We start from the raw sequence: 14,600 nt of genomic DNA on the forward strand, positions 1-14,600 counted from the left end.
CTTACTATCATTCTTTTTTAATACTTGACCTGAAAGTTTCTATATCAGAATAGCCGCCTATTCGTTTCTAAAACATGGAGAAAGGCTGTGCGTCGCTCTCAAGGATTTACTCTTATTGAACTCATTGTGTGCATCATCATTCTTGGTATTGTAAGCGTCGTTGCATTTCCTAAATTTCTTGGCTTACAAAAAGATGCCAGAGTGGCGGTTCTATATGGAGCCAGAGAAGCACTCATGACCGCCAACAACTTTGTCTACACCAAAGCAGTGATTCAATCTCAAGAGACAGTAGATGGCGGCATACAATATAACATTGATCTAGATAATGACGGCCATAACGACCTAATTGGTTACTTTGGATTTATCAAAAATGTTATTCCAGCAAAAGAGCTAGCAGGCTTTGATCCGCAACTCACTATCAACACTTGGTATGGGGTAGATAGCCCAGACGAGCCCTACTTCCTTATTGGTTTTGCAAACAAGCCTGTTGGTCCAGAACATATGTGTTATGTCGAAGTTTACTACCCAGAAACTCCTGGTGGCCAAGTGAAATACAAAATACAAACTGACGATTGCTAATTCCCATAGAGAGTGGCAGTAACACTTTTACTTTTGGTGTCTTCATCGTTATTGCAAGGTCATGGCTCCAAAACCACCATTAACAACTATTTCACATAATGTCGTCGCACAGTTAGCTCATAGAGATAAAACCAGTAATTTGCGCCGACACATGGTTATAATTGAAACAATCTATCGTTTTTAAACCCGCCTATAACTTGTGCTTGTAAACTCATCATTTCGCTCAATAATAGTTCTATAACAAATTCAATAATTTAAAGCGGGAGGCGTAATGAGAATATTCTGGCAGCTACGTTGGTATTTCCAACAAAAGTGGAGGCACTATGTCGGATCCATTCTGCTTTTCGCTGTGATATCAGCACTACAGCTTGTTCCGCCCAAAGCAGTTGGCATCATAGTTGATGGCGTCGTAGACAACACTTTAGATACAAATACGCTGATTCTATGGCTCTCAGGGTTAACTGTACTGATCTTTACTATTTATGGGTGTCGCATCTTATGGCGAATTTGGCTTTTCGGCGCAAGCTGGGAGCTCGGGACCATTCTACGTAACCGTCTATATAGGCATTTATCGACACAGCCACCTCGTTTTTTTGAACGTTACAAGACGGGGGATCTGATGGCTCGTGGCACTAATGATGTGCGTAATATCGTTATGACAGCCGGCGAAGGGGTTTTAACCGCCGCAGACTCTTTGATCACTGGTATTGCGGTTTTAATCATTATGGTAACGCAAGTAAGCTGGAAGCTCACCGTAATGGCGCTTCTTCCAATGCCATTTCTTGCCATCATCATCTTCTTTATTGTGCGTATCCTACATCAACGCTTTCGTGTCGCTCAGGAAGCCTTTTCTACCATGTCAGACATGACACAAGAGTCACTTAATGGCGTGCGAATGCTGCGTGCTTTCGGATTAGAAAACCAAGAGCAGCAACGTTTTGAAGAGGTTGTGGATGATACTGGCGAAAAGAACATCGCTGTCGCAAGAGTCGATGCTAGATTTGACCCGGCAATTCAGTTAACCATCGGTCTTTCTTTCCTTCTTAGTGTCGCTGCTGGTGCTTACCTTGTTGATAAAGGTGAGATCACGCTTGGTGATCTGACCGCATTTACGATGTATTTAGGGTTGATGATATGGCCGATGCTGGCATTCGCATTCCTATTTAACATTTTAGAAAGAGGCTCTGCTGCATGGAACCGATTACAAGAGATCTTTGATGAAAAGCCAGAAATTATCAGTGGCAATAAGCCAATAGAAAATAAACCACTTCCGTTGAAAATTGATATCGACGATTTCCATTGGTCTAGTGATTTACCGCCCGCTTTGACGGAAGTAAACATCGAACTTGAACCCGGAAAAATGTTGGGAGTTGCAGGGCCTGTAGGAAGCGGAAAATCGACCCTGTTAACACTACTTTTGCGTCAACATGATTTAGAAAACGGCTCAATTAAATTCGGTGATGTCGAGATCAAGGATGCCCTACTTCCACAGTGGCGAAACCGCTTTGCTGTAGTTAACCAAAGTCCGTTTCTATTCTCCAAATCTATCTTCGACAATATTGCCTTAGGCAACCCTAATGCAGAGAAAGAAGAAGTCTATAGAGCAGCAAAGTTAGCCTGTATACATGACGATATTGAGAAGTTTCCTGAAGGCTACCAAACAGAAGTTGGTGAAAAAGGCATTACACTCTCCGGCGGGCAAAAACAACGTATTGCGATAGCACGCGCTATGCTGCTGAATGCCCAAGTGTTGGTTTTGGACGATGCACTTTCCGCTGTTGATGGACGGACCGAACATCAAATCCTTAAGAATCTGGAAACATACTACCGTAATCAAGCCCTAATCGTTATTGCGCACCGCCTCACCGCTTTGGAAGCAGCAGACGAGATCATTGTATTGAATCACGGACACATTACTGAACGTGGGCAACATAGCGCTTTATTAGCGCATAAAGGCTGGTACGCCGAGATGTTCGAGTATCAGAAACTAGAGCAGGCGATGGAGGAATAATGAATGAACCAGACCAGCACGTTTAAACGGTTAATGTCTTACCCATTATCTCAACCAAAGCCAATGATTAAAGGACTCGCCTTGCTTTTTATTGCTGCGTTAGCCAGCGCCGGCGGCCCTTGGTTGATTCAATATTTCATTGATGAGCACATCGCTAAAGGTGACTATTCACAAAATGTTCTGATTTCGCTAACAGTAGGTTATATCGCTCTTCAGATCGTATCGGCAACATTCCAGTATTTTCAGTCATTGCAATTTAGCATTGTCGCGGCTAACACGATCAAAGCGATTCGTAAGCAAGTATTTTCTGGCGTGATTAAGCAGCCGTTATCTGCGTTTGATTACACTCCTGCAGGAAAATTGGTGTCGCGAATCACCAACGATACGGAATCTTTACAGCAATTTTATGAGCTTTTGATCGCGACCGTAGTGAAAAACGTGGTCATGATTGTCGTAATGCTTGGCGTTATGTTTTTCATGAGTTGGCAGCTCACACTCGTTGTGCTTGTATTGCTGCCGATCGTCATCGGCTTTATGTACTTGTTTAAGCAGCTAAGTACAGAAAGCTACCGAAAGATGCGTGACCTATTGACCGATATAAATGCGAATCTGAGTGAATCCATTCAAGGGATGAGTGTCATTCAATTAATGCAACAAGAAGAGCGTTTTAATAAACAGTTCAACGAGCTAACCGCAGAGCATCTGTTGGCATCTAAACGAGTGATTCGGCTAAACGGCTATCTGCTAAGACCATTAATGGACTTACTCGCTGGTCTTGCGTTGCTTTGCTTGGTTGCGATCTTTGGTTTTAATGGTATTGAGTTGATTGGTGTGGGGGTACTGTATGCATTTATCAGTTATCTTGCGCGAGTTACTGAACCACTAATTGAGATGACTCAGCAACTTGCTCTACTTCAGCAGGCGTTAGTATCAAGCGAACGTGTTTTTGAATTGATTGATGCGAAAGAACAAACTTACGGGGGCGATCATCAACCATTAAGGTCAGGTGCTATCGAACTTAAAGACCTCACATTTAGCTACGATGGTAAACAGGACGTCCTAAAAGACATTTCGTTGAAGGCCAACCACCAAGACTTTATCGCGCTTGTCGGGCATACAGGAAGCGGTAAAAGCACATTAGCGTCACTGTTAATGGGCTTTTATCCAACGCAATGTGGTGAACTGCTCATAGATGGTCGTCCACTTAAAACATTAGGGAAAGACGTACTTCGCAAAGATGTGGCAATGGTTCAACAAGATCCACATATTCTCCCTGCTTCAGTCAGAGAAAACATCTCTCTCAGTCGGGCGGTTGATGACAATCAAATATGGGATGCGTTAGACAAGGTAGGTTTGGCAGAACAAATTCATCGTTACCCTAACGGGCTAGACACGCAGTTAGGTCAAGGCGAAACTAATTTATCTGCAGGTCAGAAACAGCTTTTGGCGTTAGCACGTGTGCTTGTGGTAAAACCTAAGGTATTGATATTAGATGAAGCAACCGCAAATATTGACTCAGGAACAGAGGCTTTAATCCAAAAGAGCTTGGCGGTACTCAGACAAGACATGACGCTCGTTGTTATTGCTCATCGGCTGTCAACTATCCTAGATGCAGACCAAATCATTGTTCTTCATCATGGGGAGTTAGTCGAGAAAGGTACACACAAAGCACTCTTAACGCAAAATGGTCGTTATGCTCAAATGTATCAGTTACAGCAAGCAAACCGACACCTACAACAGATTGAAGAAGACACCAAGCAACTCGAAGAAGCGGTGTGATTTTATGCCCGTGCCTTCTTTTATTTAGTCGGCATGGGCATAATTGGTGTAACTTCAAAATTTAGCCTTGTAAGCTTCCAATTTCTTCATAATGTGAACTAATTTTCTATTTCTTACCTATTATTGACATAACCCCTCGCTATATCACGCAAGGTCGTTGTAAAATCGTACGGTACTTAAGTCTACTGCCTGTGGCATTGGGCTGAATTCCGCTTTCTAATTATGCACATTAATCTCATGACACAAGTCCATGGACAAAGATAAGTTTACTAACATCTATCGCTTGCCTGGTTCGATTCAAATTCGTATCGGTAAATGGCAAAAGACGTTCCGCGGCACCTCTGATTTAGTTTTACATCAGGCGCTAATGGAGCGTAATAAGCAATTTAAGAAGCCAGACTTTTTACCTAAAGGCTGGTGTGTCACTCCTATTGATGAAAACGACATTACCATTACGCATCACGGTAAATATATCCAAACCGTTATGCGCACAATGCTGGACAGAAAGGTCTCATACAAGCGACTGTTCCTATCTCGAATGAGTCTCGAAGATGGTGAAAAAGTGCTCCACAATTACAAGCTGGAGTGGGTAAGAAAACATAACCAGATCGCCAAAAAGTACAATCAAATTAAAAAGAAACAATATATGAACTTTGCAAGAGAAGAAGAGGAAACCCTCTACCCTTCGATTCCAAAGGGTGAGTTTGACAAAACATTATGGAACAAACTTGTCGTATCATCGTTTGGTCCGCAGAAAAAGTACAAAAACCCGCACTTTGTCCGTAAAGCCGATTTCTAAATAAACACCCCTAAAGTTAGGGGTGTTTATTTATACGTTAACTCACCAGTCGTAAGTTAAACTTGCAATAACATTTTGTCGGTCGCCATACCAACAAAAGCCATCACATGTCGCTATGTACTTTTTATCCGCGATGTTTTTAGCTGCGACTTGTAACTTGTAATCGCCGATTCGATAACTGACCGTCGCATCCATTAAGAAATAACTTGTAGTCTCTCTTCATTGTCTCCGTATGACTCACCTGTATAGCGCGCGCCTAAGCCAACAGCAAAGCCATCAAGAGGTCCATCAAAGAAACGATAATGTGCCCAAGCTGATGATACGGTATTCGCCACTTGGGAAGGCGTTTTGCCAACCCATGCCTTATTGATGTCTTGTTTTATCTCTGCATCAACGTACGCAATGTTCCCGATCAATGTTAAGGATGGTGTCACATTAGCTACAGCTTCAAACTCAACGCCGTTATTTTCTATTTTTCCTATTTGCGTTAATTCACTCAAGTAGATACGAGCCAAGTTTTCTTTTGTTGCCCGATACGTTGCAATATTGAAATAACCATCAAATGAATCCGGTTGGTATTTCATACCGATTTCAAATTGATCACCGCTTTCAGGCTTCGCTGACTTACCATTGCTGTCTTCTTGAATAATTGGATCAAAGTACTGAGAGTAACTAAAGTATGGCGTGAAGCCAGAATCAGAAATATAAGCCGTTCCCACGCTAAACGTCCACTCTCCATTATCGACTTTCGTGCGAGCACCCGTGGTAACATTATGTACTTCATTACTTGTATCGTCGTAACGTGCCCCCAATAACATCGCCCATTTATCGTTGATCAGCATATGATCTTGAAAGTAGACGCCGAGCTGCTGATTATCGATTTTCGTTCTTTGCTTATCGGTTTCGCTCAATGGTTGTAGCGTATTCGGATCGAGTAACATTATGTTATCCGAATAAGTAGGATTAAATACATTAAACCTAGGATCGGGCAAAGCTCCCATTGGTGTGTTTAATAATGCATTACCATTAGCAACTATAGGGTCATTGGCAAAATCTTTACCATCGATACTGATCATTTGAAAATCTATGCCCAACATCAAGTTATGCTCAACACTTCCCCAATTTACTTGGTGCATCAAACGATTATCGATATTAAAAGCATCAGATGACCCATCTTCTGTTGAAGCACCCCTAAGTATGGTTTTGCGTTCATTTGATGGGTCCAAAGCCGGCCCCAACGCAGGCACGTCAGCCGAGTAAACGTACGAATACATTTGTCTTAGCTTAACATCCATTTCGCTGTAACGAGCTGCTTGAACAAATGAAGTGGTATCATTAAATGCATGAGAAAACTCATAGCCTAAAGACACCTGCTCACGCTCAAACGTCTCCCAGTTAGGATTGCCTATCGCTAAACTATCACTGATCTTTCCATTTTTGTTTGGCGTTAACGTTCCTTCAACTGGCAAAAATTGCAGATAAGGATCTGAGTCGTCTTTTTGATAGCTCGTTAGAAAGGTAATTTCAGACGTCTCATTAAATTTGTACGTCATCGATGGAGAGAGAAGAATGCGCTCTGCTTCTACCCCACTAATTCTCGTCCCATTTTTTCTCGCTAACCCTTGAAAGCGGAAAGCTAGCTGCTCACTCACCTCAGAGTTTACGTCAAGAGAAAGTTGTTTACGGTCTTCAGAACCGTACTCCAAAGATACAAGTCCTGATCCCCCATCAAATTGAGGTCGCTTACTGACAACATTGATAACCCCACCTGGAGGGTTTTGCCCATAAAGAACAGACGCTGCACCACGTAAAACTTCAACCCTCTCTAACGCAAACGGATCTATTTGCCAACTATAGAAGCCAGAAGAATATAAACGGGTACCATCTTGATACAACCCGCTGTTCGCTTGTTTAAAACCACGAATAATAAACCAATCTTGCTTGTTATCTTCGCCGAAATAATTAGTTTGAATGCTTGGTGTGTACTGTAGTGCGTCAGAAATGCTAATAGAGGCACGATCATCCATTTGCTCTCGCGTAACAACAGACACCGCTCTTGGAGTCTCATTGATAGCAATATCAGTTTTCGTCGCTGCCCGACTCTTCGCTCCGAGATAACTAAAATCTGGACCAACTGCACTGTCTTGCTGCTGTCCAATCACAACTATATTTTCATCTTCCTGAGCCAAGACATTTGGCGTTGATAAAGCTAATACAACCGCCATCGACGTTGGTGTCAGCATAAACTGCCGAGTCATATTCTTCTCCTTTTTGTCGGCAGCCAAACCAACCCTTCATGACTTCAGCGACCGCTGAAAGAAAAGCGAGTTACGGCATCGCCAGTTGTTTCCGTAAAAGACAAACCAGAGGTTTTGCATAAAGCACTCGCATAGGTTACGAATGCCACTACGAGTGCTTATTTGTATAAGTACTTTCTTGGTTGAGGCTTAACTCATCTCTATAAACGGCGTAAACCCCACATTAAATACAAACCGCCAATGAGAGACGCCATAAGTCCTGTTGGTATTTCTTGCGGGTAAAGGACCTGTCGTCCCAACCAATCAGCCAACAACATCACCCCTGCCCCCAGTATCGCGGCGCATAACATGTGTTGTGACGCTTTGTTAAAACCAAATAAGCGAGCTAAATGCGGAGCCAACAACCCAACAAAGCTAATCGGGCCAACAACCAATGTCGCACTGACCGTGAGACAAGCAACTAAAAGAAGCAGTATTGCGCGTGAACGATCAACTCGAATTCCAAGTGCTTTAGAGGAAGCGGCACCGACAGGAAGAATATCTAGCCATCTTACGCAGAGAAAACTCAACCCTATAAAGACAAGCGCAGATAAAGACAATGGGAGTAACGTTTCAACCGAGACATAGTAGGTAGACCCAGACAACCAAGCCAATGCTTGATAACTTCTTGGGTCACCAGTGGCTAGAATAAAGCTCTGTATTGCATTCATCAGTGCGGTTATCGCAATACCAGTCAACAAAATACGCTCCGGCTGAAAGCCTGACTTACGGTTTAGCAGCACAATGACTAATACCGTCGCTAATGCGCCTACGAGCCCGCCTAGAGAAAGAGTGAAAATTGACGAACCAAACCCAGTAAACATCGCGATGATCAATCCCATCGCTGTCCCTGAACTGATACCGATCACTTCAGGACTTGCCATTGGGTTTCCACTTAGGCGTTGAATCATGGTTCCAGCAATCGCTAACATTGCCCCCGCAATTGCTGCTGCAAATAATCTAGGTGCGCGCCACTCCAAAAAAATCCAATTTTGGCTAGCAAATAAGTTTGCCCACCCTTCATTTTGCACAGCAACCGTGGCAAAAAGAACAACAGAAATTAACGTGCCGATCAACGCCAATGAGATCGCTTTAGGGTTTAGCTTGTAAACATGTTCACGATGTCGAGTTAACACTGTTTGAGTATGGCCCTGCGTCTTTTGTGATAAGCGAGGTAACAGCCATAACAGTAGCGGAGCGCCCAGTGCAGCGGTTGCTGCTCCCGTTGGTATAAAACTCGCCATTAGCCCCGGCAGTTGCTGAATAACCAAATCGGTTAAAGTCAATAACATGGCACCAATCAGCATTGATACCCAAAGCTTATGCTGGATTTTATTGATACCTATCAATCGAGTAATCGCTGGCGCCGCTAACCCGATGAAACCGATGATTCCTACGGCAGAAACCACCCAAGAAGTGATTAACACCGCAAGCCCAAGACAGACAAAACGCAACTTAGCTAGCGAGACACCTAAACTCTTGGCACCTTGCTCGGAGAGTTCCAACAGACTTAACGGCTTTGCAATCACAAATGCAACGACCGTAGCAAGTGCGATTCGAGGGGCAAGATACGAGAAATCTCCCCATCCACTCTGAACAAGCGAACCGGCTCCCCATATCATTAACCCATTCAGCTTTTCGGTATTCATCATCAGAATAACCGTACTTAATGATGCAAAGTACAGGTTTATCACTAACCCAGAAACGACGACAACCGTTGGAGATAACGCTCGTCGCCATGACAACAGCATCACCAACCCCATCGATATCACACCGCCGATGAGAGCAACCAAATTAGGCGCGATATCCAACATCCAAGGTGCGAATAGCGTAGCTAACATCAAAGCAAAACTTGAACCGCTCGCCACACCAAGTGTCGTGGGTGAAGCGAGAGGGTTACGCAGCACTTGCTGCATCAATACCCCAGCAACCGCTAATCCAGCACCAGATATAATCGTGGTGAAGACTCGAGGCCACCAGCTAAAGTGAAGTAAAACAGAATCGATAGATTGAAAGTTAGGCTCCCATAAACTGCTTAGAGCCAACGAAAATGAGCTTACTTGGTACAATTGGAAAGCACCAATAGAAAAGGTAAATGCCGAAAGTAACACCACAAAGCTTAAAGGCATCGTTTTCATTGTGTTAACTCCTCGACCTTACTCGCCGTAACTAACTCTGCGAAACGGAGGGCTGAAGGCATAGAACCAAAACTCCAAACGGGCGCGACTTGCATGACCTTTTCACCAGATTGTTGAACAACATATTGCCAAAATGGGTCTTGAGAGAGCTGCTCCGATCCACCATAAGGTAATGGCTCTACGATAACGATTTGAGCTTTTATGCCAGCTAACTTGTCGATGCCAACTAGGCTGAAGCCCCAGCTATTCGTCTTTTCATTCCATGCATTACTCAGCCCAATCTTTTCGATAGCCTGGGAGTAAAGACTATTTTGACCAAAAACACGTACGTGCTTTGTATCCATAAACTGAATCATTAGAAGTGGCGGCTGGCCTTTATTTATACGCTGTTTTAATAAAGACAAACGTTTTTCATATTGTTGGATAAGCGCCTCTGCTTCCGCCTCTCTTCCCAGCTCTTCACCAAACCTCCGAGTGAAACTGGTAAGTACCGACCAATCCGTAATCCCGCTTTCATATAAGTCAATCGTGGTAACGGGGGCAATATCGACTAAGCGATGCTTCATTGAGGAGAAGTACGGGGCAATAAAAATACGGTCAGGTCTGAGCTCGTAAATACGCTCTATATTGGGTTGAGTTCTTAACCCTACATCCTTAGTTTGAGGTGGTAACGGTGGCGATTTTACCCAAGCATCGTAATCTTGCCCTTGAGCAACGCCTACAGGTACGACCCCTAAAGCCAACATCGTTTCAGTTTGTGTCCAATCAACCGACATCACCCGAGGTGATGCGTCAGCTAGTGCTTGAAAAGAACTGACCAAAAGCGCACTAAGTGAGAGAGCGAAAGAGAAATGTTTAAGTCGAGTGTTTGTACTGCTCATTATTCCAACCTTTAGCTTGGCATCGCCACCGGATAACCCGCGGGGTGGTCAGAGATCATCATCTCTATCCCATATATGTCCCTCAACTTAGGTTCAGTAAACACCTGTTCAACATTGCCTTGTGCAATCAAATCACCTTGATGTAATGCAACGATGTAGTCGCAAAATCGTGCAGCCAAGTTGATGTCGTGTAATACGATAATAACGCCCAAACCCAGTTCTTGACTGAGTTTAGAGATAAGCTTCAACATATCGACTTGATGGCTGATATCTAGCGCAGACAAAGGCTCATCAAGAAGCAAATACTCGGTTTTTTGGGCTAACAGCATAGCTAGCCACACACGTTGACGCTCTCCTCCAGATAACGTGTCCACTAAGCGATCTGCGTATTTTAGTGTGCCTGTCATCGCCATTGCTTCTTCAACAATGTCGTGATCTTTCTTACTCAAACGTCCAAGTAAACCATGCCATGGATAACGACCAAAACCGACTAAATCTCGACCTAAAATACTGTCGGTCACTGGAAGATGCTGAGGCAAGTAGGCAATGTGTTGGGCAAACTTTTTCGCTGAGAGATCGTTAATGCTCGTTCCATGCAGAACCACGTCACCAGCGGTGTATGGCTGTTGCTGTGCCAGCAACTTTAACAATGTGGATTTTCCTGAACCATTGTGTCCAACAAGAGCGTATGTTTTTCCGGGTTCAAATGTCACATCAAACGCTTTTAGCAATGACTTGCCTTCAATCTCAAACTGGAGTGCTTTAGCTTCCAACATCCCTACTTCACCTAATAGCCATTTACGAATAACAGTTATTCAGAGCTCTCATTCGTTGATCACGTTTGCCGTTCTTATTCAACAGAACGATTAATAAGGGAGGTTTTATATAACAACAAAGATACAAATGCAAACCGTTGTCATTATCATTACATCAACAGGATCATTGAGAGAATTGCTAAGTGTTAGTGATAATTTGCTCTGCTGAACTTCATTAGTAAATTATAGGCAGGTCAACGAGAGCAGCGGTCTCCCACTGCTCTCGCATAAATTTGAACGAATACTGCAGCGTATGAAGAAATGAAAAATGCCGCAGTGAATACATTAATGACGAGCGTCAGCGCCAAACTCTACTTCTTTATAGATATCGGCCAGCGACTTTTTACCTTGTTTGTCTTTGGCTGAACGCTTTTTCTTAGTTTGATAATGGTATTCTTGCTCCTGAAGTGCTTGTTCGTGCTCTTTTGCTGACTCAACAAACTCAGGATTTGCAAGTGCTTGTTGGCGTAAGCGGTTTACTCTTTCAAGGGTTTCCCACAACATACTTCACCTCCAAACTTATTGCTGTATATAAAAACAGTATTGTTTAAATATTCCTCCTCGTCAACATTTCAACTTTGTTACTGCTCTTCACATTAACCCCAAGCCTGTATAGTGCTCGGGATATTTGTGGATGATTTGCTTTATATAACCTTGATGCTCTCGCAGAGCATCAACACATTCTCGAGATAACCATCCCTGATATACCCATTTTTCAAGTTCTAACAATGCGTATGGGATGGACCACGCTTGTCTGTACGGATGGTGCGTCGTCATAAAATCAAAGGCATTCGCGACAGCCGTAATTTGCGCGGCGATTGGTATATCATCATTGGTTAAACCATAAGGATAACCAGTGCCATTTAAGTTTTCGTACTGATAAGTAACCATCTGCAAAAACAAAGTCACACTCGGGTGAACCGGATTTCCGATACGGGCAACTATGTCATCCGCTGAATCGATACAACGCTCAATATGTTGAATCAATATCGCCTCTTGTTCTTGAGAGTAATTTGTTCGGCGGCTAGCAATTTCAACTGGCAGCTGACTATCACCGAGCGCATGGAACTGAGCAAAAATACCAATATCTTCGACCATTTCGTCATTCAGGTGATAACGATCCGCTAACTGCGTTGCGATAATTTGACTGTAGTACTTCATGCGTTTGGTATGCGCGTAATACTCAGGTGAATATCCTGGCATCATACATTGCATTCGGTTCGCTAGCGTTTCTATCGCATTGACTACTTGAGTTTCTGATTCAACCGCAAATCGAATCATTTCGAAATAAGGTTTAAGACCATTCAGCGCTTCTAAACTAAACGCATCACGTTGAGTGGAGTTCAAAAATACAAAACCAGTAAAAGCTTTATTGTCATAACAAGGAATAGCAGCCGACGACTGATATCCGTGTTTGAGTAAAATTTGAACCCGAGGACAGTGCTTAATATCATGAAGGTCTTCGACGATACGAGGAACCGCGTTTTTAGAGGCAATATTGAGGTGGTGGAGTTTACGGAATGCTGATTCGTGATGGGCTAAACACCAAGTGTCGAACTCACTTTCTGCAAATGATTTGAGCACATCTTGGTCTGGGTGATATTTTGCAAATGACACCCTATCAATACATGGCAAGTGCGCCTGCATCCTGCCTTTTAGCGTTTGCAGTTGCTCGTTAAGCGGTTTTGCAAACGGGTAAAAACTCCGGTGCGCCATGCTTCACCTCCACACCAAAGCAGAGAAACAAGAAAAGCTCATTGTGTTGCAAATTCAATGGTATTTTGAGCGGTTTTCTCCACTTAAATTATCGATATACCACAACTTAAGTGTACGAAATAAAAGCACATTTCTACCAATTTTTTCACCGGATATCTTACGGTAATTTGATCCAGATTAAAAAAGCCAACGAGCGAAACTCGTTGGCCTAACAATACTGATTGATTACGATGGATTCAGTAACTAGAAGTTATTCAAAGAACGTTCTAAACAACTAGCCTAGAGCAGGAAGAACACCCAGCGTAATTAACACCTGAGCGAATACGATGCCAGTGCCAGCGATGCCCGTTATCACTAACGCACCTTGACCACCTGCGACGCGGTACTCCCCAGTAAAATCATCCGATTTACGAACCTTGATCACCATAACCAAAGGCAAAAAGATGGCTAAAATCGCTAAGGCAATCGCTGCATAGCCCAAAGCCATAATAAAGCCTTGAGGATAGAAAAGTGCGAAGCCTAGCGGTGGAGTAAACGTCACTAGTGCCGCAATCAAACGATTAGGCTTATCGTTACTTCCTTTGATGGTATCACCCAAAAATTCGAATAGACCCAAACTCACGCCAAGGAACGATGTCAACAATGCCAAGTCAGCAAACACACCAACAATGCTACCCAAATTTGATTGGTGTACTGTCTGAGATAGTTGACCAATCAGTGCGCTCAACCCTCCGTTCTCAACAAGCGTACTTTGGCTAACCACACCCAACGTCACGATTTGCCAAAAGATATAAATAACGAGTGGAATCGTCGAACCAATAATAACGGCTTTGCGTAAAGAAGAAGTGTCACCGTCTAAGTAATTCACAATTGCAGGTATACTTCCGTGGAAACCAAACGAAGTAAAGATCACCGGAATCGCCGCTACAACAAGGCCTTGTTCGATTGGCATACTTAACAAGTAAGATTCCGTAACGTTTGGAGCAAGAAAAGAAAGCACCGCAACCATCGCAATGAGCTTCATCGCGAACAGGACTCGGTTTACTTTATCGACCGTACCGGTACCCACTGTCACAACTAAAGTCACAATCAAGGTAAAGATTATCGTTGATGTAGGCCCTGAAATATCGAGGTCAAACCATTGTGCAAGGCGGTCTCCGAACTGAGCACCACCGCCAGCGATATACGCTGCACATAATGAGTAGAAAAGAAACAACATCGCAAAACTTGCCACCCACTTGCCTTTTTGACCTAGGATCTGTTTCGCCAAAGTATGAAGTGTAGCACTACTCTCCGCATGTTGATGAAGCTCAAGCATAAGCAAGGCAGTGAAAGCCATCAGAGCCCATAAGCCTAGCATGATGATAATAGAAGTTGAAAAACCAATGCCGGCAGAGGCAAGTGGAAGCGCTAGCATACCAGCGCCTATTGTAGTGCCCGCAATAATTAGCGTACTACCGAATACTTTAGAACGACTCATTGTATATTAATCTTTACACTTTATTAGAAATTATCAGTATTAGATCGGGCAACGGCGGACCGAAACCAACACCATATTTGTATTGCCGTCGATATTGTAGGATCT

The 14,600-nt window shown here is 43.4% G+C and carries 10 protein-coding genes and 1 pseudogene; 4 read left to right on the top strand and 7 right to left on the bottom strand.

Going from position 1 to position 14,600, the window contains the following annotated elements:
* Positions 1-87 precede the first annotated feature (87 nt).
* The 4 genes from R7E00_RS07475 (at position 88) to R7E00_RS07490 (ending at position 5,168) form a co-directional block, all read left to right on the top strand.
* Entirely contained in the window at positions 88-579 is a 492-nt protein-coding gene (locus tag R7E00_RS07475) for a type II secretion system protein (RefSeq protein ID WP_005377704.1), read from the top strand.
* Between the two features lie 271 nt (positions 580-850).
* Positions 851-2,590: an ABC transporter transmembrane domain-containing protein gene (locus R7E00_RS07480; RefSeq protein WP_025998567.1), complete on the top strand. Its 1,740-nt coding sequence runs from the start codon at positions 851-853 to the stop codon at positions 2,588-2,590.
* A gap of 3 nt (positions 2,591-2,593) precedes the next feature.
* Positions 2,594-4,369 carry an ABC transporter transmembrane domain-containing protein gene (locus tag R7E00_RS07485; RefSeq protein WP_054729984.1) on the top strand — a complete coding sequence of 592 codons (1,776 nt, stop codon included), beginning with the start codon at positions 2,594-2,596 and terminating at the stop codon, positions 4,367-4,369.
* 250 nt (positions 4,370-4,619) lie between these two features.
* The gene (locus R7E00_RS07490; protein WP_005377712.1) at positions 4,620-5,168 is read left to right on the top strand and encodes a hypothetical protein; all 549 of its coding nucleotides are present in this window, start codon (positions 4,620-4,622) and stop codon (positions 5,166-5,168) included.
* Between the two features lie 42 nt (positions 5,169-5,210).
* On the opposite strand, the pseudogene R7E00_RS07495 reads toward R7E00_RS07490, so the two are convergent.
* From R7E00_RS07495 to R7E00_RS07525, 7 genes and pseudogenes are all read right to left on the bottom strand, one after another.
* Positions 5,211-7,426, bottom strand: a pseudogene (locus R7E00_RS07495) (TonB-dependent siderophore receptor).
* A gap of 200 nt (positions 7,427-7,626) precedes the next feature.
* On the bottom strand, positions 7,627-9,603 hold the full coding sequence (fhuB, locus tag R7E00_RS07500; protein ID WP_005377716.1) for a Fe(3+)-hydroxamate ABC transporter permease FhuB: 1,977 nt from the start codon (positions 9,601-9,603) through the stop codon (positions 7,627-7,629).
* Complete coding sequence (locus R7E00_RS07505; RefSeq protein WP_258482020.1) at positions 9,600-10,484, bottom strand: ABC transporter substrate-binding protein; 885 nt, start codon at positions 10,482-10,484, stop codon at positions 9,600-9,602. The genes fhuB and R7E00_RS07505 overlap by 4 nt, the downstream gene beginning before the upstream one ends.
* Positions 10,485-10,495: 11 nt before the next feature.
* Entirely contained in the window at positions 10,496-11,260 is a 765-nt protein-coding gene (locus tag R7E00_RS07510) for an ABC transporter ATP-binding protein (RefSeq protein ID WP_005377721.1), read from the bottom strand.
* A 324-nt stretch (positions 11,261-11,584) separates the two neighbouring features.
* On the bottom strand, positions 11,585-11,803 hold the full coding sequence (locus R7E00_RS07515) for a hypothetical protein (RefSeq protein ID WP_005377723.1): 219 nt from the start codon (positions 11,801-11,803) through the stop codon (positions 11,585-11,587).
* 87 nt (positions 11,804-11,890) lie between these two features.
* Positions 11,891-13,015, bottom strand: coding sequence for an HD-GYP domain-containing protein (locus tag R7E00_RS07520; RefSeq protein ID WP_053303104.1), 1,125 nt, complete (start codon positions 13,013-13,015; stop codon positions 11,891-11,893).
* A gap of 274 nt (positions 13,016-13,289) precedes the next feature.
* On the bottom strand, positions 13,290-14,495 hold the full coding sequence (locus R7E00_RS07525) for an aromatic amino acid transport family protein (RefSeq protein WP_033905238.1): 1,206 nt from the start codon (positions 14,493-14,495) through the stop codon (positions 13,290-13,292).
* Positions 14,496-14,600: the final 105 nt, after the last annotated feature.

The organism is Vibrio sp. Vb1755 (assembly GCF_033338635.1).
GTDB lineage: Bacteria > Pseudomonadota > Gammaproteobacteria > Enterobacterales > Vibrionaceae > Vibrio > Vibrio alginolyticus.